We start from the raw sequence: 19,647 nt of genomic DNA on the forward strand, positions 1-19,647 counted from the left end.
TCGCGCACCGTGTCGGCGCGCCGCGCCGTCACCACGACCTGATGGCCGTTATGCAAGGCCGCCCGGGCGATTTCGCGACCGATACCGGTAGAGCACCCGGTAATCAACCAGCGAGCCATCTCAGTTGGTTCCCTCGGGCAGGCGACGAAGATAGGCCGTTCGGCGGGCCGCCAGCTGGGCCGCCCGTTCTTCGAAACCCACCGAACGCAAGTGCGGCACTTCGCTTTCCAGTGCGTCGAGCTTGACCACCCGCCCCCGCGCGCCGAGGTCTTCGTTCGGTCCGTCGGCGCCAAACTCGGCCATCCGCAGCGTCAATATCCCTTCGGTCAGGCCGTCGGAGTCGATCCAGTTCGCCAGTCCCGGATCGGTCGCGCAGATAACGTAGGTGTACGTGCCGTCATCGTTGGCCACGGACTGGGCCTTGTTCAGGCTGCCAGTGCGGTCGACGATATCTAACGTGGTGCCCCAGATATTGCTGAGCGGCACCGTGAAGTACTCGGCGCCGCCGTCGCTGACGTCGACAACGAACGCCTCATCCGGGCCGAGGTCGAACCGGCCCATCACATACACCTGGTTGCGCATGGCACCGACCTTGTCTGCGGTCCATGCGAGATTGAAGTGATTAGGCGGCATCTTGTAGATGCCATGGCTGAGCTTCCCGCTGAAGTCAGCGAAATACGCCATCATCGCCGCGGTGGCGTCGGCTTGCTCGTCGACGGTACGTGGCGGCACCGATGGGGCGGCGCCGATTCGCTCCACCGCAAGATGATTGGGATCGTCACGATCCCAATTCAGCAGCACATCACGGATATAGAACTCGTGCGCTGCCGCAGTGGACTGCACGTGGTTGGGCCGCCCGTTGGCCGGCTCCGAGTCGACGGTGATGGTAAAAGACCCATCGGAATCCACCTGCATCGTCCGCCCATTCAGAACGTCGACGGTTCCCATGTTCGCGTCCCACAAGGTGAAGTAGTTCTCGACCATCCGGTGCTCGCCGACGCGGCCGCGGATCTCGTAGCGTTCATCGCCTGATATCGGGATCACCCGGTAAACACTGTCGGGATTGTCGATACCCCAACGCGTTCCGAGGATGGCGCGGCCAGCGACCGGATGTGCCAGCCGGGTGATGCAAGTGACCTTGGGGCGCAACGTGTCCTGGTTGGACGACCATACGGCAGCCGAGAACATCACCTCGGCGAAGGCGGCCTCAAAGCGTGCCCGCATCGCGTCCGACGGCTTGGCACGGCCAAGCCAGTTCTCGGCGACACTGCGGTAGGCGGCCTTGACGGTCGGGTGTTCGGTCAACTCCAACGCGGCCAACTCGTGTTCGTGTTGGGTCGTCGTGGCAACCGGGTGGTCAGTCACTAACTCCTCCTTGTACTGCGGTACGTGGCCGGAACCGCGTGTTGTAGGCGGCGAAGCGCTCGTCGATCTGGGGCCCACGAAGACCGTAGGTTTCGAGGGTATAGGTGGGTCGGTTCGGCTCGCGGGGTCGGACGGCGAGCCATCGGTGCATCGCGTTTTCGGCATCGGCGGTCAGGTCCACGCCGACGGCCTTATAGACCCGAGCGACTTGGCGGACCGGGTCGGCCAGCAGATCGTCGAACTCGATGTCGGTGACACGGTCGGCCTCGTCTGCCCAACTGGCCCGGGTGGCCATGGCCTGGTCATTGGTCCCACCCATTCGCTGTAGCCACTCGGCACCGACGCGGTGCAGATCGACGGTGTCTGCGTGCATTGCGTGCAGGGTGGCGTTCAGACTCGCGCCGGAAGCTATGGTGTCGCGCGGTTCGCGATGCATGTGCACGATGTGTACGTCGGGAAACTGTGCGCGCAGCGTTGCCAGATAGCCGAGGTGCGCGGGCGATTTGAGCACCCAGCGCTTCGTAGCCGTGCCGCGTTGGTGCTTCTGCCATTGCAAGAACTGGAGCATGCGGTGCAAATAGCCGTAGGCGGGGCTGAAGTCCTGGGTGTCGATCCAGGATCGGTACACCGGCAGGTGCGCCCCGGATTCCGGTACGTGCGACAGGAAGGCATCGGATAAGAAGACGATTTCCTCTTCGGGCTCGCGCGCGTACATCGGGTGGATCGCGAACAGGTCAGGGGCCAGCTCACGTGTCTTCGCCTCGCGGGCTTCGCTGATCGCAATGCGCGGGTCTTCGCCGCGGAAGTGATAGCCCAGCTTCGGTGCGACTTCTACGACCTCCCATCCGTAGGCACACTGAAATCGCGGATCGGCGGCCAGTAGTCGCTGTACCAGTGTGGTACCGCTGCGCATCATGCCGGTGACCACGATCGGCGCGACGATCTCCTCGTCGGTGATCTCCGGATACCGTCGGATCCATTCCTGTGCCCGTAGCCGCATCCGCAGACTGTGCACGAGTCCTGACCGAAGAATGTATGCTCCGACCTCGTTCAGCGGCGCGGCTGTGTAACTGTCCAGCAGTACCTCCATCGGTTCCTCGAACGGTGAAGGGCCCCAGTCGGATAGGTTTTCCTTCAGCACGGCCGTCGACATCACCTGTGCTGCACCGAAGCCGGAGTTGGCCATCGGTTAGAACTTCAGGTGCCGGCTGGTGTCGCCGACCTGGTCGACGAACATGATGCGGGTGTCGAACCACCACATCCCGTCGATCCGGTGAAACGTGTCGCGATAGCGGCCGGTGACGATCACCTGTAGCGGCAAGTCGGGGGTTGCCTGCGTGACGGTGTAGTAGCAGCGGCTCTCTGCGGTCCCGGCGGTCTCGTCGACGATGATCTGCACATTGCTGGTGTTGTGCTTGGTCTTGGGCGTGCCGTCGTCATAGAGCCGAGTCGCCATCTCGTACATCTTCCGGACCCCAGCCGTACCGCTGAAAATGGTCTCCGGCGGGCCGTTCTCGATACCGCAGATCCGTCCGTGGGCGAACAATCCCGCCACTCCGTCCAGATCGCCCGCGTCAAGCCGCTCCGCGTAGGTATAAATCAGGTTCTCGATCAGGCGGGCGCTGTCGGTCATGTCACGGAATGGTGTTGCGGCAGCGGAGTTCGAACGACGTCTGCATCGACTGAGCCTCACATCCCAGTGAATCCTGTTTCGACGTAACTAACCAGCGACAGAACGCTCTGTCAATCCCGCGTCAGCGGCACGGAGCGACGCGGCTACTCTCGACACGTGGCTGCACAGTGGTCGCCGACGCGACTTGGAGATCTGACCGGCAAGCGGGTCATCGTGACGGGCGCAACCAGCGGCGTCGGCCTGGGTACCGCCCGTGCCCTCGCCAACGCGGGCGCGCACGTGATCATGGCGGTGCGCAACACCGAGTTGGGCGCACAACGCGCCGCCGAGATCGGCGGCGCGACGACCGTGCTCAAGCTCGATCTGGCCGACCTGTCCTCGGTACGGGCATTTCCCACACTGCTCGACGGCGACATCGACGTGCTCATCAACAACGCCGGAGCGCTGACCGACCATCGGGCCGAAACCGCCGACGGCTTCGAAATGACCATCGGCACAAACTTTCTGGGCCCCTTCGCATTGACCAATTTGCTGTTCGATCGACTGCGGTCACAGATCATCAACGTGGGTTCGGATGCTCATCGAGGCGCCCAACTGCGGGTCGAGGACATGCATTTACGTCAGCACAAGTGGACGGTGATGGGCGCCTACGCCCGATCCAAACTCGCGGTCATGCTGTGGGGCCTGGAACTGGATCGCAAACTGCGCGCGGCGGATTCACCGATCGTCACCCAACTGACCCATCCCGGCTGGGTGTCGTCAAACCTGTCGCAGGTCTCTGACAAACCGCTGCTGGCACTGGCGGATCGCGCCGTCAAGGCGGTCGCCGGCGTGTTCGGCAACGATATCGACGCGGGTGCGGCGCCCACGCTGTATTGCATCAGCGAACCCATCCCGCCCGGAAGCTACGTCGGTGTCGACGGCAGATTCGGACTGCGTGGTGGCCCGGTGCTGATCGGCCGCTCGGCCCTGGCGTGTGATTACGAGGCGGCCGCCCGGGTCTTCGAATTCGCCGAGCAGGAGACCGGCACCAAGCTGCCGGTCTGACCAAGCTAGCCGAACCAACGGTGGGTGACGTGGACGACAACACCATGTGGGCACATATCGACGCCGAGCGCGCAGGCGTCGCCGGCATGCTAGCGGACCTCTCGCCAGCACAGTGGATGACGCCATCGCTGTGCGACGGCTGGACGATTCGCGATGTCGCGGTGCATCTCACTCAGGCACACGTGAGCCTGGCTCGCGCCATCACGCTTGCCGTGCGATCGGGTTTTCGCTTCAACACCGCGACGTACCGCGCGGCAGTCGAGGATCCCCGGACCCCCGAGCAGGTTGTGGCGGCGCTTCGGGCGATGGTGGGATCGCGGCGGAAGCTGCCGGTCGCGTTCCCGCTGCTCGATGTCCTTATCCACGCCCAGGACATCGCCATTCCATTGGGGATAGAGCGGCCCATGCCGATCGATGCCGCGATCGACACCGTCGAACGCTTGTGGGCCATGCGGTTTCCCACTAACCCGCGACGGCAGTTCAGCGACGTTTCGCTGCGCGCAACCGATTGCGAATTTCAGGTAGGGCACGGGAAGCGCATCGACGGACCCATCAAGAACATCGTTCTTGTGCTTGGCGGCCGCAAAGCTGGGCTGACTGGATTGTCTGGTGCCGTCGACGCGATTCGATTCGACGTCTAGCGCTTCAGCTGAGCTTTGCGCGCACCCACTGGATGGTGCCGAGGTTCTTGGTCCGCACACTGACGAAGCCGCGGTCTTCCAGGAGGTTGCCGAGCTCGTCGTCGTCGAAGCCGTGGGCCCCGGCAGTGGGCAGCATCCGCAACAGCCGGCCGGCCCGCCCTGCGGTAGGGACCATCACCGCGAGTCGCCCGCCGGGCCGCAGCACGCGGCCCATCTCCGCCAAGGCCGCCGCCGGGTCCGGTATCAACTGCAGGACGGCCATCGAAACCACCGCGTCCACCGTGTCGTCGCGCAGTGGCAGTCGCTGTGCGTCGGCTCGCAGAAACCCAACTTGTGGCCCGGATTCGGCGCGCACCGCGCGTGTCAGCATCGGCTCGGACACATCGACCCCCAGCGCCAGTCCACCGGGGCCAGCGGCCCGGGCCAGCGAGGCGGTGACATTGCCCGGGCCGCTACCGACGTCCAGAGCAGTCCCGCCGGGCGGAATGTTCAACCACTCGACCGGGTGCTGCCAGGCTGTGAGCAGCCGACGTGCCACCGCCTGAGCGTTGTCATAGAGCATTGACCCGATCCGTGACGCCCACACCGCCTGGATCACACCGGTGTTCTTCGGTGCGACCGCTGCCGCAGGTTGGTTGCCGAGCAGATCGAGATAACCGTTGCCGACGTCGGGTTCGGCTGGGGGATCGATCAGCAACTCCAGCGCGCGGCGCAATGCCGGCGACAAGGCGTTATTGGAATCGGCCATTGGCAATCCTTCGAAAAAGAAACTCGTTCGCAGCCTACGCGCGGGGCCGGCCTCTGCCAGACTCACAACATGACCGCGGTGCATCGGTTGCTCGACGAGTACCGGGCCTCCGGACGCATCTTCACCGCGAGTGGAGTTTCGTCGTTCGTGCTCGACGACGGTCCCGGGGATGCGCCGCCAGTGGTGTGCGTGCACGGGGTGCCGGCGTCGGCGTATCTGTACCGCAAGGTGATACCAGCGCTGGCGCGGCACGGGATGCGCGGCATCGCCGTCGACCTGCCCGGGCTCGGCCTGGCCGACCGGCCGGACGATTTCGACTACAGCTGGAGCGGTCTTGGCCGGTGGCTGCTGTCGGCGATCAATGCGCTCGAGTTGGACCGCTTCCATGTGGTGCTCCACGACATCGGCGGACCCGTCGGCTTCGAGCTGGCGCACGCGGCGCCGAACCGGGTGCTGTCGATGACCTTGCTCAACACCATCATCGCCGTGGAGACCTTCCACCGACCGTGGCCGATGGAGCCGTTCGCACACCGCGGTCTCGGCGAAGCCTGGCTGCAATCGATGCGCATTCCGGGCGCCTTCGAGTCGATCATGCGACTGGTCGGGGTCAGTCGACAGGTGCCGATCAGCGAAATCACCTGCTGGAAGCCGTTGTTGTTCGGCGACGACGGCGGTCGGGCGTTTCTGAAGATCATGCGGGGCTTCGAGCTGACGCCGGAAAGCCAGCGCCGCTACCTGGGCGCCGTGCGCAATGTCGGGTATCCAGTCCAGATCATCTGGGGCGTGCGGGACCGCATGCTCAATTGGCACCGGCACGGCGTACAAGCCCAGCTGGCAACCGGCACCCAGAGCGTTACCTTGTTGCCCGCCAAGCACTTTCTGCAGGAAGACTGCCCGGAAGAGATCGCTGCGGGGGTGCATCGGTTCATCGAGCGGAGGACCGATGAACGTGGCGGCTAAGGCCATCGATCGGCTGGCCAACCCGACGCGCATTACGGATCTCGACAGGTTGCGCAGCGCCGTATCGGGTAAGACCGTCCTGGTGACCGGGGCGTCCTACGGCGTGGGCGAGGCCACCGCCCGGCGGCTAGCCGCCGCCCAAGCGACCGTGCTGGTGGTTGCCCGCTCGGCGGAACGACTGACCGATCTCGTCGCATCGATCACCGCCGGCGGTGGACGAGCATGCGCCTACCCGACCGATCTGACCGACGAGGCGGCCATCGACAGGCTCGGGGAACAGATCGCCGACGAACATGGCGCGCTGGACATCGTGGTGAGCAATGCCGGTAAATCGCTGCGCCGCTCGCTGCACCACCAGTACGACCGACCGCATGATTTCCAGCGCACCATCGCGATCAACTACCTCGGCCCGATTCTGCTTCTGCTGGCGGTGCTTCCGGCGATGCGTGAAGCCGGCGGCGGGCATATCGTCAACGTGTCCAGTGTCGGCGTCCGCGTCCCACCCGGGCCGCAGTGGGGCGCCTACCAGGCGTCCAAAGGAGCGTTCGACCTCTGGCTGCGCAGCGTCGCACCGGAATTGCACGCCGACGGCGTGGAGGTGACCTCCGTCTACTTCGGGTTGGTTCGTACCAGGATGATCGAGCCGACACCGATTTTGCGCAGGCTTCCGGGGCTGCACCCCGACCAGGCCGCCGACGTGATCGCAAAAGCCGTGATCCAACGGCCCCGCACGATCGCGCCGGCCTGGACCGGGCCCGCCGAATTGGCGTCGGTGGCGTTGGCCGGGCCGATCGATCGGGCCGCGCGGCTGTGGTCCCGTTACGTCGTCGATTCGGGGCAAGGCCGGCCATGCCGGTCCTAAGCGTGGTCGGAGGCGCCGGTCGCGCGCTGTTGCGCTCTCGGCTGCTGATCCCGCCCGGTCCGGTCGCAGCGGCCCGGCTGCTCAACGAGGCGCGGCGAGGCGGCACCAATCCCTTCACGCTGCTAGCGGTCACCTCTGCTCGCTGGCCGAACCGGACCGTGGTGATCGATGATGACGGCCCGGTCAGTTATCGCGAAATGCGTTCCAGCGTCGAGGCGTTGGCCGCGGAGCTGTATCGCCGCGGCGTGCAGCGCGGTCAGGCGGTCGGGATTTTGTGTCGCAATGGCCGCCGATTCGTCCAGTCGGTGTTCGCGGTCGCGCTGGTCGGCGCTGACGTGGTGCTGGTCAACACCGAATTCCGCAGTACGGCACTAGCCGCGGCGTTGAGCGCGCACGACATCCAAACCGTGGTCTGTGACGCCGAATTCATCGAACAACTGCGCGCTACCGGTGAGTCGGTCACGGCGGTCGACCCGACGGCGATTCAAGCTCACGGGTCTGGTTCGCGGCCCACAGTGGCGCGGGCCGGCCGGATCGTGTTGCTGACCTCCGGCACGACCGGCAAACCCAAAGGTGTGCCCCGGGCCCCGCGGATCAATCCAGGGGTGCTGGGCGTAGGCGTGACGATCCTCGATCGCACCGGGCTGCACACCGGAACGCGAATGGCGGTGGCCGTACCCATGTTTCACGGGCTGGGTTTCGGCATGGTGATACTGACTGTGGCCCTCGGCGGCACGATCCTCACCCGCCGGCGCTTCGATGCCGAGGCAATGTTGGCGCAGGCGTCGTTGTATCGCGCAGATGCGTTTACCGTCGTGCCGATCATGTTGGCGCGCATTCTGGAGCTGCCGCGATCCGTGCGAGCGCGAAATCCGCTGCCGTCGCTGCAGGTGGTGCTATCCAGCGGAGCGCGGCTCGAACCGGGCCTGGTGCGCCGGTTCAGCAAGGAGTATGACGACGTGCTCTACAACGGTTACGGGTCCACCGAGGTCGGCATCGGTGCACTGGCAACACCCGCCGATTTACGGGACAACCCCGAGACGGTGGGCAGGCCGTCCATCGGGTGCCCGGTGCGCATCTTCGACGACGACGACAAGCCCGTCGGTCCACAGGTCATCGGACGGGTCTACGTCGGCGGCGAGCTGACCTTCGAGGGCTACACCGGCGGATCGACCAAAGCCGTGCTGGACGGCATGACCAGCACCGGCGACATGGGTTATTTCGACGACTCGGGGCGGCTGTTCATCGTCGGCCGCCAAGACGACATGATCGTGTCGGGAGGAGAGAACGTCTATCCCCGCGCAGTGGAAAACGCGCTGGCTGAACACCCCGGCATCGCGGACATCGCGGTCGTCGGCGTGCCGGACGAACAGTTCGGTCATCGGTTGGCCGCATTCGTGGTGCCGCGGGAGGACAGCGACATCGACGAGCCGGAGGTGCGGGAGTATCTGAAAGACAAGGTCTCTCGCTTCGAGCAGCCGAGGGACATTCGCATCGTCGGCGCCATTCCGCGTAATCCGGCCGGCAAGGTGCTGCGAAACGAACTGCCGCAGGTCTAGTCGACGACGCGCAGCGGCGGCGGGGGCGCCTCGTCGTCTTCAACCGCCAGTTCGCCATCGGTGGTCTTGATCAGCCAATTGGGGGCCACCACCGAGACAGCAGTGGCCGCCGCGGTGGCACCGGCCACGCCCGTCCACGCCACCGGCCCCAACGGCGTGCAGCCGAAGAAGTGGCTGACGCCGGGGGTTTGGACCACGGCGACCAGCACGGCCGCGCTGCCCAGCGCCGTCGCCACCACCAGTGGGCTGTGCCGACGCGCCAGCAGCGTCTGCGCCAACTGTGTGCTCACCAGGGCAGTCAAACCCATTGTTGCGGTGCGTCTTTGAGTGCCAGGCGTCCAGCGTCCGATCGCCCACGCGGCGGTGGCACCGGCGGCGGTCACGCCGCCGCGGGTCAGGATCTGCCGCATCAGCGGCACGTCGAGCGATGGTGTCGGCTCGGTGAGTATCGCGCGCTGGTACGCGCGCCGCGTAACGTCCAGGTCCTGGTCGCTTTGATCGACGGTTTCCTCGGGCTGCGGGTACTGCGGGGTGACGGCCACCGCAAGGGCGGGGAACATGTCGGTGAGCAGATTCACCAGTAGCAGCTGGCGGGTCCCGACCGGCGCACGGCCGGTGCCCAACGCGGTCCCGATGATCGTGAACACCACTTCTCCCACATTGCCGCCAACCAGGATGGTGAGCGCATCGCGCACCGCGCCCCACATACCGCGGCCCTCGACCAACGCGTCGAGCAACACACCCAGGTCGTCTTCGGTCAAGACGATGTCGGCGGCGCCGCGAGCGGCCGACGATCCGCGTCCGCTGACCCCGATACCGACGTCGGCGACCCTGATCGCAGCGGCGTCGTTGGCGCCGTCGCCGACCATCGCGGTCACCTGCCCGCCGCGCTGTAGCGCGGTGACGACTTGCACTTTCTGTTCGGGGCTGACCCGGGCGAAAACCTGGACATCCGCGGCGAATTCAGCGCGGGCATCCTCGTCGAGAGCGGCCAGTTCGGCGCCGGTGACCACCCGCACGTCCTCTGGCAGACCAAGCTGGCGGGCAATCGCCCGTGCGGTGACCGGATGATCGCCGGTGATCAGCACGACTTTGCGCCCGACCTCCTGCAGCGCTTCGATCAGTGGTTGGGCCGACGGTCGTGCAGTGTCGGCCAGGCCGACGTAGCCGATCAACTCCAAGTCGCGTGCGGCAGCGTCGACATCGTCGGCGTCGGTATCGGCGTCGTCGGTCGCGTCGGCGTCCCAGTGTCGTCGCGCTACCGCCAGCACCCGCAGGCCTTGCTCGGCAAGGTTGTGCACCAGCGACTCGGCATGGCGGCGATCATCGTCAGGGTCGTCGAACCGGCAACGCGGCAGGATCTGCTCGGGTGCTCCCTTGAGCACGAGTGTCGGCGCATCCCCGTTCATGCTGCCGATCGCGGCAGCGTAGCCGCGGCTGGATTCGAACGGCACCTCCGCGATCGTGATCCATTCGGAATTCGCCTGTTCTGGAAGCGAATTCGCCGCGGATAGGACCGCTTCGTCGGTGGCGTGGGCGTGACCTTGCCCGTTCTGGGGCGTCGGGCAGGCCAGTGCGGCGGCCCGGATCACGCCGGCAGCCCGCGGGTCGGCGGGGTCCGGGAATGGGCCCTGCGGGTGAGTGGCGGCCGGTACGGCGCGGACCACGTGCAGATGGTTCTCGGTGAGCGTGCCGGTCTTGTCGAAGCAGACCGTCTCGACGCGGCCCAGCGCTTCGATGGTGCGCGGAGCTCGGACCAGCACTCCGCGCGCCGACAGCCGGCGCGCCGCCGCGAGTTGGGCGAGCGTGGCCACCAACGGCAGGCCTTCCGGGACGGCGGCCACGGCGATCGCGATGCCGTCGGCGACGGCTTGGCGCAGCGATGCCCGGCGCAACAACGCCAACCCTGTCACCGCGGCTCCACCGGCCAGCGTCAGCGGCAGCACCTTGTTGGTCAGCTCCCGCAGCCGTGCCTGCACCCCGGCCGCGGATTCGACGTCGGCGACTGCCGCGAGAGCGCGATGCGCGGCAGTGGCGACACCGGTGGCCACAACGATCGCGCGGGCATGTCCGGCCACAATCGTGCTGCCCTCGAACAGCATGCTGGCCCGGTCCTGATCGGCCGCGGCGACGGGTTCCACCTGCTTGTCGACCGGCAGCGATTCACCGGTGAGCAACGACTCGTCGACCTCGAGGTCCTCGGCCACCAGCAGACGCGCATCTGCCGGCACGACGTCCGGAGCGGCCAGGTCGATGATGTCGCCGGGCCGTAGCGAACTTGCGGGCACGGTGACGGTCCGGTCGGCGTGGCGCGCGGCCTCCAACCGGCGCCGCGACGTCGCCACCACCGGGACGACCACGCGGCGGGCGAACTGGTCCTGCTCGGCGAACAACTCGGCTGCGGCGTCCTCGGCGCGCAACCGCTGCACACCGCCGACGAGCGCGTTGACCGTCATCACCCCCGCGACCAGCAGGGCGTCGACGTTGCTGCCCACAATCGCCGACGCCGCGGCTCCCACCGCCAAGATCGGTGTCAGCGGATCGGACAGCTCGCTGCGGGTCGCGGCCAGCAACCGTCCCACGCCCCGGGCCGGCTGGCGCAGCGGCGCGAGAAGCGGGTTATAGGACAGGTCGTCGAGAACGCGCCGCCACGGCGGCGCGCCCGGTTCGGCGGTCAACGGCCGCGACCGACTGGCCAGCCGCGAATACACGATCTCGGGGTCCAGTGCGTGCCAGGCGGTCAACGGCTGCGGGGTGGGATCGGGCAGTCGCAGCACATTGCCGGCCGCCAGGGCCCCGGACATCAGCGCGGTGGCAGCGGCGGCGTTGACCGGATTGAGCCACCGCCGTACCGCAAGCGGGCTGCCGCCGCGCGGGTCGCCGGTGACCACCAGCAGCCCGGCCAGGGTGCTGCCGCCCTTGGCGAGTCGCACGGCCGATTCGCTGGCCCGCCGCGCTGCGGGAACGGCCGACAGGATCCGGACAACCGCGGCCAGATCGGTACCGGTGATGATGTCGGCGGTCCACGGGGTGGCCGCGGCGGGATCGTCGAGAGCCACCCCGACATCGGCGATCGCCAACGCCGCCAACGTGTCGGTCGACGCGAAGTCCCGGTGCAGCGCGGTGACCAGCAATACCGGTCCCCGGTCGGCACGCAGCTCACGTACCAGTGGCAGCAGCGGAGTCCCGCATGGATGGGCGGTACCCACGCTGGCGGCCAGGTCCTCGGTGCCGGCTACATGCCGAAGCACTACTCGGGTGCCCGTCCGCTGCGCGGTTTGCAGCAGCGGGATCGCGTAGGGATCGACCTCCCATGCCACGTCGACGCTGCCCACCTGCTCGCCGTCGACCACAAGATCGGCACGTTCGAGGCCCTCCGCCGGCGCCGCCGACGGCCCCCTGGCCGGAAGCCATCGCAGCCGCGCCCCGGTGGCCGGCAATTCGTCGGGGTCGGGATCGGGCGCCTGCTCGCCGTGCAGCAGCGCGTCGGCCACCTCATAGACCCGGTCGTCATCCCACCCGGCGGCATGGCCTTGCGCCCGCAATACGGCGCGGGCGTCACCGCGCAGCGCCGCGCCGTCGATGAGGATCACTTTGACCCGGTCGAGCCGCCGCAGGGCTCCCGGGTCGGGAACCAGCTGGCCGGCATTGGCCAACCCGCGGCCCAGGATCGCGGCAAAAGTCTGCCGGCCGAAATGCGCTGCTTTGGGGATGGCCGCCAGGATCGCGTCGGCGACCTCTTCGGCCCGTCCGCCGGCCAACAAGGCACCGGCGGCGGCGACCAGCGAGGCATTCGCCGCCTGATCGGCGTATTCCTCGACCGGCCCGGCCATGGCTCCCTTCGCGGTGTCGATCGCGGCGTCGATGGCGGCATCGACCACGACGTGCGACGCCTCGCCGGCAGCCGCGGCCGCCCAGTTGTGCCGCGGTACGTGTGAGCCGGACCCGGCCGATGAAATGACCGGAACAACCGGAGCCTGAGGCCGATCGGGTGAGGCGAGGTCGGGCTCGCGCTCGCGCCACGTGCGTCGATGCGCCGCCGCCTCGGAAATCTGCAACCCGCGTTGCGCCAAATCGAGCAGCGGTGTGCCCACCGATTGGCTCAGCCCGTGCGCCACTGCGGTCGAGGCGCTGAGCGCGATATCGGTGCCCACCCGCCCCAGCCGTGACTCCAACAGGGAAACCAACCGGGGTTGGTGGTTGATGACGGCCGCCGCGGCCTGGGCCGTTCGCGGTGCGGCCGGCAGGCGGCCCAACCACCCGGCCACCACCGCTCCGAGTGCCACCACATCCATCGCCGCGGCGGTCAACGGGAGAAGCAATGCCAGCGGGTCACCCGGATCGGCGAAGACCGCGGTGCGCGGTGACCGCGGACCGGCCGCGGCGCCGTCCACCGACGTTGCGAGAGTCTCGCGCACCGCTTCCCAGATGCGGTCACTGTCTGCGTAGGTCTTGTGTTCGACGACCAGTCGGCCCAGTGCGCCCTCGACATGGGCAGCAACGACACCCGGGATCGTGCGCACCGCGTTCTCCACCGCCGCGGCGTGTTCCTGCCAGCGGGTGAACGGCAGTAACGGATCCAGGTCAAGATGTAGCCGCCGCCCGGTGTGCCAGGCCACCGAGGGCTGGGCATCGTTCGGCTGCGCGCCGTTACCGGAGTCGCCCGTTCCGAGCACCCGACTCGTCGACTGACTCACCGATCGCACGACGGGGGCCGTCAGCATGTGAACCGCACCCGCCGTCATCGCCGCACCCTGCACTCCAGCCCGCAGCATCCGGCCTGCTCCGTCGGTCATGCCACCAACCACAGTGGCCACGCCCGGAACCCTCATCCCGCTACCCCTAGATCACATTTGCGCGCCCGTGAGAACCCACGACGCTTACCCCGCACTCTCCATAGATAGTCCTCGAGCAGCACATGTGCCGTTACAGCTCGACTCCGCCGTCAGTTCTTGACCCCCACGGTGATCAAATCCGAGAGGATCTTGGTCCACTTCGGCCGCCGCACCCGGTGTTGCTCACTGATGGTGAATCCGGCGTTCTCGAACAGCCCACGCATCTCCGGCGGTGACGGGTTGTGGGAGGGATTCCACCGGTTGGCCGACAGGCTGTGCAGCAGCAGCGGCTGTCGCGGGCTCAGCGTTGCGACCGCCGCCAGTCCGCCGGGCGCCAGCACGCGGTGAAACTCGCGCAATGCCGCCGGCTGGTCGAAGAAGTGAAACGCCGAGGTCGTCACGACCGCGTCGAGCGCACCATCGTCAAACGGAAGATGCTCGGCCGGTCCTTTCAGCCAGCGCACCCGGTTCGACCGCGTCCGAGCCTGCGCGAGCATCCCGTCGGACATGTCGACGCCATAGACTTCGTCGGGGCGCAGTTCACGCTCGATCCGGTCGGCCAGAACGCCGGTGCCGCAGGCGATGTCAGCCACTCGACGACAACGGTGGGCAACGAGCTGCTCGATCACCTCGTCTTGGGCCGGCCGGTAGACCCACTGCTGCAGCACTGGCAGGTTGTAGGCGGGTGCTGCGAAGCTCCAGAACCGGGTGACGGTCTCGTTGAAACCGCGTCGTCGAGCCGTGGCCATGATTCACCCTACCCAGGTGCGGAACTCGCCACCTCGCTGAGCCAGGCCAGCAGCCGTCGCCACAACAGCAGGCGCGTCGATGCCATGTTGTGGCAGTGCGCGCTACCAGGAACGATGAACGTGGTGATGTCGGGGCTGCGACTGTAGAACTGCGCCTCGACCCGCGGATCCGGTGAGACGTCGACCTCGCCGTAGCCGAGGAAAACCGGCACTGCTACCGACGCCGCTTCCTCGGCGGCCACGCCCGGGATCGCCGCAGCCGAAAAACAGCGCGGTGCAACCGATATCGTCGTTGAGGTATCTGCGGTCAACACCGCAGCCGGGACGTCGGCGAGGTGGAACCAGCTCTGTAGCCAATCGCGTGAGGTTTCCGTGTACTGCTCGGGAATCATTCCGGCGAACTGCTCGATGAGCATCGCGCGTCCTTGGGCGGTGCCGGCCGCCGCGATGAAGTCCGGGTCGAGGTTCAGTGGTGCGACATGCTGGTTGGTGCAGCCGAGGATGGCCAGCCCCGCGTAACTGGCGGCGGCGGCCTGCTGCAAGATCGCCAGATAGCCGCCCAGAGAATGCGCCACGGCGACGGGAGGTGCTGTGCTGTGGGTGATTTCGGGCAGGCCGGCGACCGCGCAGTTTAATGCCGCCGCGATATCGGCCAATGCGATGTCACGGGCCGGCCGGGTGCTGTCACCGGTGCCGAGCGGGTCGATCGCTACCACCGAACAGCCGCGCTGGACGGCGTAGTCGGCGAAGTTGTAGCCGAGATGGCCGGGCACGTCCAGGTGCCAATAGGCCCGGTTGTATGTACCGCCGGGCAAGCAGACCAGCACAGTTGGGTTCGGTGTGGCGGCGGAGTAATAGGTTGCGGCCAACGAGGCCGGTTCGCCGACCGCATCGGTCACATCGAGGCGCAGCGGATGCGCAACAGGGGGACACGACGGTCGCATGCGGGGATGCTATCGGGTATGGCGACCAACACCGATCGCTATCGCATCGCGCGGGACCACGTCCTCGCCGGTAATGGACCCGACGGCGCGTTTTCCTGGCCGCAGCTCACCGGCCGTTTCAACTGGGCGACCGACTGGTTCGACGCAATCGCCCGGGGCAACGACCGCACCGCGCTGCGGATCGTCGAAGAGCACGGTGCCGAGCAACTGATCAGCTTCGCCGAGTTGGCCGAACGCTCTGACCGGGTCGCGGCATGGCTGGACGGTCTCGGCGTCGGTAAGGGGGACCGGGTCATCCTGATGCTCGGCAACCAGATCGAACTCTGGGAATCGATGCTGGCCGTCGCCAAGCTCGGGGCGATCATCATGCCGACCACCAACGCGCTCCAACCGGCGGATGTCGCCGACAGAGTGAGCCGTGGCGCGGCGCGCGCGGTGATCGCAAACACCGCCGACACCGTCAAGTTCGACGACGCCATCGGCGGCTACACCCGGATAGCGGTGGGCGCTCGGGTCGACGGGTGGCATTGCTATGCCGAGGCCTCCAATCTGGGCGGTGTGCATTCTTTTACCGCACGCACCGACGTCAACGACCCGCTGTTGATCTACTTCACCTCCGGCACCACAAGCACACCCAAGCTGGTGCAGCATTCGCAGGTCAGCTATCCGGTCGGGCATCTGTCGACGATGGCGTGGATCGGGCTGCGACCTGGCGATGTGCACATGGCCATCGGTTCACCGGGTTGGGCCAAGCACGCCTGGAGCTGCTTTTTCGCGCCGTGGATCGCCGAGGCGTCGATCTTCGTCTACAACTATCACCGATTCGATGCCGCAGCGCTGCTGACTCAGCTGCGTCGCGGGAACGTGACGACGTTCTGTGCGCCACCGACGGTGTGGCGCATGCTTGTTCAGGTCGATCTGGGTGCCAGGCCCGACCAGCTGCGAGAGATCGTGGCCGCCGGTGAGCCGCTGAATGCCGACGTGATCGCGCAAGTGCAACGCGCTTGGGGACTGACGATCCGCGACGGTTACGGGCAGACCGAGACCACGCTGCTGATCGGAAACCTTCCGGGCCAATCCGTCAAGGCCGGTTCGATGGGACGCCCGCTGCCCGGTGTGCCGGTGGCATTGGTCGATCCCGTCAGCGGGCAGCCCGCCGACGAGGGCGAGATCTGCCTCCAACTGAGCGCTCAGCCGGTCAACGTGATGACCGGCTATCTTGGTGATGCGCAACGCAATACCGCGGCAATGGCCGGCGGCTACTATCACACCGGTGACGTCGCGCGTCGCGATGCCGACGGCGCTATCACCTACATCGGTCGCACCGATGACGTCTTCAAGTCGTCGGACTACAAGGTGTCGCCGTTCGAACTGGAAAGCGTGCTCGTCGAACATCCCGCGGTCGTCGAAGCGGCGGTCGTACCCCAGCCTGACGACACCAGGTTGTGCGTGCCGAAAGCCTATGTCTCGCTGGCCGTCGAATGGGAGGCCAACGCCGACACGGCCCGAGTGATCATGGAGCACGTGCGCGACCGTGTTGCCCCCTACCTGAAGGTGCGGCGTATCGAGTTCTTCGAACTGCCGAAGACCATCTCCGGCAAGATCCGCCGGGTGGAGCTGCGCCGCCGCGAAGAGGCCCTGGCGGGCGGGCCGATCACCACCGAATACCGCTACGAGGATCTAATCCGATGAAAGCCTATGACGCCGGTCCGACCGATGTCCCGATCCTGGAGGAGACAATCGGGGCTAACTTCGAGCGCACCGTTGCGACGAAGCCCGACGCCGAGGCGCTGGTGGACGTCACCGGCGATCGGCGATGGAGCTACGCCGAACTCAACACCGAGATCGACCTGATAGCACGGGGATTGATGGCGCTGGGCGTGGCGAAAGGTGAACGCGTCGGTATTTGGGCGCCCAACTGCGCCGAGTGGGTCATCGTGCAGTACGCCACAGCCAAGATCGGCGCCGTTCTGGTCAACGTCAATCCCGCCTACCGCACCCATGAACTGCGCTATGCGCTGAATCAGTCCGGCGTGCGCACCCTGATCGCGGCCACGGCGTTCAAGAGCTCGGACTACCGCGGCATGATCGAGGAAGTGCGCCCGCAATGCCGGGATCTGCAAGACGTTCTGTTTCTCGACACCGACGACTGGACCAGGTTGCGGGACGGGGCCGAACGGTGCACCGACCATGAACTGCGGACGCGGCTGCGCGCGTTGCGCAACACCGACCCGATCAACATCCAATACACCTCGGGAACCACCGGCTTCCCGAAGGGTGCGACATTGTCGCACCGCAACATCCTCAACAACGGATTCTTCGTCACCGAATTGCTCAGCCTGGGCCCGGCCGACCGGCTATGCGTTCCGGTGCCCTTCTACCACTGCTTCGGCATGGTGATGGGCAATCTGGGCTGCACCACCCACTGCGCCACGATCGTCATTCCCGCACCCGGTTTCGACGCCGAAGCGACACTGACCGCCATTGAACGCGAGCGCTGCACCGGTGTCTACGGCGTACCGACGATGTTCCTCGCGATGCTGGCTCACCCGGCCTTCCCCGGCACGGATTTGTCGTCGCTGCGCACCGGGATCATGGCGGGGTCGGTGTGTCCGGTCGAGGTGATGAAGCGCTGCATGGCTGAAATGAACATGGCCCAGGTCGCCATCGCCTACGGCATGACCGAGACGTCGCCGGTGTCTTGTCAGACCCTTATCGACGACGATCTGGACCGGCGCACCGCGACGATCGGACGTGCGCATCCGCACGTCGAAATCAAAATCATCGATCCCGACACCGGCGACGTCGTCGACCGGGGCCAGCCCGGCGAGTTCTGCACGCGCGGCTACTCGGTCATGCTGGGCTACTGGCGCGAGCAGGACAAGACAGCCGAAGTGATCGACGCCGACGGGTGGATGCACACGGGCGATCTCGCGGTCATGCGTGACGACGGCTACTGCCGCATCGTCGGACGCTTGAAGGACATGATCATCCGCGGCGGTGAGAACGTCTATCCCCGCGAAATCGAAGAATTCCTCTACACCCATCCCGACATCGAGGACGCACAAGTCATCGGCGTGCCCGACGACAAATACGGCGAGCAGATCTGCGCCTGGATCCGGATGAAACCGGGACGCGCCCCACTGGACGCCGCAGCCATCCGCGCCTTCGCCACCGGCAAGCTGACCCACTACAAGATCCCCCGATACGTCCACGTCGTCGACGAATTTCCGATGACCGTCACCGGCAAGGTCCGCAAAGTCGAGATGCGCGAGGAAAGCGTGCGGTTGTTCGCGCCCGAGTAAGCCTCCTTCCGCGAAGCCGAAGCCAGGGCTGCGATCTTGCCCCGATCACGACCCTGGCTTCTGTCTGGCGGTGCTCGCTTGGTTGACTTCTGGGATGCCGTTGCTGTCGCTGCCCTTTATTGCCGACCCCATGGCACGACTATTCGCCGCGGTGGCCGGTGGCACCACGCCGCCCGCGGAGCTGCGGTTCGACGACATCCCGGGACACACCAGGGACGCGGCGATTCCCAGCCGTCATGGACCACTCCCGGCGACGATCTACCTTCCATCCGCCGATGCCAGGCCGCCGGTATATGTCAATGTCCACGGCGGAGGATTCGCCGTCGGCCATCCCGAGCAGGACGACCCGTGGTGTCGCTACCTGGCTGCCCACGCCAAAGTCGTTGTGATCAACCCGGATTACGCATTGGCGCCCCAGCACCGCTTCCCCGTTGCAGTCGAACAGATCTACGACGTGGTGGCCTGGGCGGCGTCGCCTGACCGGGATTGGGACGGCACCCGGCTTTGCGTTGGTGGCCAGAGCGCCGGCGGCAATCTGGCCGCCGCAGCCGCCCGCCTTGCACTGGAAAACGGTGCTCCGAAGATCAAACTGCAAGTGCTGCACTACGCGCCGGTGGATCTGGTGACGCGGGCCAAACACAAGCACACACCCGCGGGTCGCAAAGCGGTCTTCCAGCCGTGGATGGGTGACATCCTGGACGCCGCGTATATCCCTGACCCGCTGCAACGGCGTGATCGGCTGGCGTCACCAGGATGGGGAACCAACGCCGACAACATCGCCGGTATCGCGCCCGCAGTTGTGGTCACCGCGGAATTGGACCGCCTGCGGGACGAAGCTATCCACTATGCGCGCAAACTCGAGTCCGCCGGTTCGCTGGTCGAGCACTACGACGTCGGCGGAGTCGACCACGGCTACAACATCCTTGGTGACTCAACGGACATCACCGCCAAGATGTACGACTTCATCGCAGGCCACGTCGTCGCCGCGGTAGGTTAGCC

General features: G+C 66.5%; 16 protein-coding genes. 8 read left to right on the forward strand and 8 right to left on the reverse strand.

Features of this window, described 5'->3' with window-relative positions; translation table 11 throughout:
- The 4 genes from AC5Y49_RS21340 to AC5Y49_RS21355 form a co-directional block, all read right to left on the reverse strand.
- A partial coding sequence (locus AC5Y49_RS21340) for an SDR family NAD(P)-dependent oxidoreductase (RefSeq protein ID WP_499891150.1) occupies positions 1–119 on the reverse strand: 119 nt, incomplete at its 3' end.
- A gap of 1 nt (position 120) precedes the next feature.
- Positions 121–1,365, reverse strand: coding sequence for a hypothetical protein (locus AC5Y49_RS21345; RefSeq protein ID WP_499890916.1), 1,245 nt, complete (start codon positions 1,363–1,365; stop codon positions 121–123).
- Entirely contained in the window at positions 1,358–2,551 is a 1,194-nt protein-coding gene (locus AC5Y49_RS21350) for a sulfotransferase family protein (protein WP_499890918.1), read from the reverse strand. Before AC5Y49_RS21350 ends, AC5Y49_RS21345 begins: the two co-directional genes overlap by 8 nt.
- Positions 2,552–2,554: 3 nt before the next feature.
- Positions 2,555–2,998, reverse strand: coding sequence for a nuclear transport factor 2 family protein (locus tag AC5Y49_RS21355; protein ID WP_499890922.1), 444 nt, complete (start codon positions 2,996–2,998; stop codon positions 2,555–2,557).
- A gap of 156 nt (positions 2,999–3,154) precedes the next feature.
- On the opposite strand from AC5Y49_RS21355, the gene AC5Y49_RS21360 reads away from it, so the two are divergent.
- Together AC5Y49_RS21360 and AC5Y49_RS21365 are read left to right on the forward strand one after the other, a co-directional pair.
- A complete protein-coding gene (locus AC5Y49_RS21360; protein ID WP_499890925.1) occupies positions 3,155–4,045 on the forward strand; it encodes an SDR family NAD(P)-dependent oxidoreductase in 891 nt (296 codons plus the stop codon).
- A 29-nt stretch (positions 4,046–4,074) separates the two neighbouring features.
- Complete coding sequence (locus AC5Y49_RS21365; protein ID WP_499890929.1) at positions 4,075–4,686, forward strand: maleylpyruvate isomerase family mycothiol-dependent enzyme; 612 nt, start codon at positions 4,075–4,077, stop codon at positions 4,684–4,686.
- A gap of 4 nt (positions 4,687–4,690) precedes the next feature.
- Here AC5Y49_RS21365 and AC5Y49_RS21370 read toward each other — a convergent pair whose 3' ends face one another.
- A complete protein-coding gene (locus AC5Y49_RS21370; protein WP_499890933.1) occupies positions 4,691–5,434 on the reverse strand; it encodes a methyltransferase domain-containing protein in 744 nt (247 codons plus the stop codon).
- 69 nt (positions 5,435–5,503) lie between these two features.
- Between AC5Y49_RS21370 and AC5Y49_RS21375 the strand changes: the two genes are divergently transcribed.
- Genes AC5Y49_RS21375 through AC5Y49_RS21385 form a run of 3 tightly spaced genes read left to right on the forward strand, consistent with a single transcriptional unit; the run spans position 5,504 to position 8,815 of the window.
- On the forward strand, positions 5,504–6,394 hold the full coding sequence (locus AC5Y49_RS21375; protein ID WP_499890937.1) for an alpha/beta fold hydrolase: 891 nt from the start codon (positions 5,504–5,506) through the stop codon (positions 6,392–6,394).
- A complete protein-coding gene (locus AC5Y49_RS21380; protein ID WP_499890940.1) occupies positions 6,378–7,256 on the forward strand; it encodes an SDR family NAD(P)-dependent oxidoreductase in 879 nt (292 codons plus the stop codon). Before AC5Y49_RS21375 ends, AC5Y49_RS21380 begins: the two co-directional genes overlap by 17 nt.
- Positions 7,244–8,815 carry an AMP-binding protein gene (locus tag AC5Y49_RS21385; RefSeq protein WP_499890942.1) on the forward strand — a complete coding sequence of 524 codons (1,572 nt, stop codon included), beginning with the start codon at positions 7,244–7,246 and terminating at the stop codon, positions 8,813–8,815. Before AC5Y49_RS21380 ends, AC5Y49_RS21385 begins: the two co-directional genes overlap by 13 nt.
- Here AC5Y49_RS21385 and AC5Y49_RS21390 read toward each other — a convergent pair.
- From AC5Y49_RS21390 to AC5Y49_RS21400, 3 genes are all read right to left on the reverse strand, one after another.
- A complete protein-coding gene (locus AC5Y49_RS21390) occupies positions 8,812–13,647 on the reverse strand; it encodes a cation-translocating P-type ATPase (RefSeq protein WP_499890944.1) in 4,836 nt (1,611 codons plus the stop codon). The two genes, AC5Y49_RS21385 and AC5Y49_RS21390, sit on opposite strands and share 4 nt — an antisense overlap.
- 113 nt (positions 13,648–13,760) lie before the next feature.
- Positions 13,761–14,399, reverse strand: coding sequence for a class I SAM-dependent methyltransferase (locus AC5Y49_RS21395; RefSeq protein WP_499890945.1), 639 nt, complete (start codon positions 14,397–14,399; stop codon positions 13,761–13,763).
- 8 nt (positions 14,400–14,407) lie between these two features.
- Positions 14,408–15,343: an alpha/beta fold hydrolase gene (locus tag AC5Y49_RS21400; RefSeq protein WP_499890947.1), complete on the reverse strand. Its 936-nt coding sequence runs from the start codon at positions 15,341–15,343 to the stop codon at positions 14,408–14,410.
- An 18-nt stretch (positions 15,344–15,361) separates the two neighbouring features.
- Here AC5Y49_RS21400 and AC5Y49_RS21405 point away from each other — a divergent pair, with 18 nt between their 5' ends.
- The 3 genes from AC5Y49_RS21405 (at position 15,362) to AC5Y49_RS21415 (ending at position 19,645) form a co-directional block, all read left to right on the forward strand.
- Positions 15,362–17,035 carry an AMP-binding protein gene (locus AC5Y49_RS21405; protein ID WP_499890949.1) on the forward strand — a complete coding sequence of 558 codons (1,674 nt, stop codon included), beginning with the start codon at positions 15,362–15,364 and terminating at the stop codon, positions 17,033–17,035.
- Complete coding sequence (locus AC5Y49_RS21410) at positions 17,032–18,648, forward strand: AMP-binding protein (protein ID WP_499890951.1); 1,617 nt, start codon at positions 17,032–17,034, stop codon at positions 18,646–18,648. Before AC5Y49_RS21405 ends, AC5Y49_RS21410 begins: the two co-directional genes overlap by 4 nt.
- Positions 18,649–18,742: 94 nt before the next feature.
- Positions 18,743–19,645, forward strand: coding sequence for an alpha/beta hydrolase (locus AC5Y49_RS21415; RefSeq protein ID WP_499890953.1), 903 nt, complete (start codon positions 18,743–18,745; stop codon positions 19,643–19,645).
- Positions 19,646–19,647: the final 2 nt, after the last annotated feature.

Source organism: Mycobacterium sp. NGS62 (assembly GCF_059812285.1).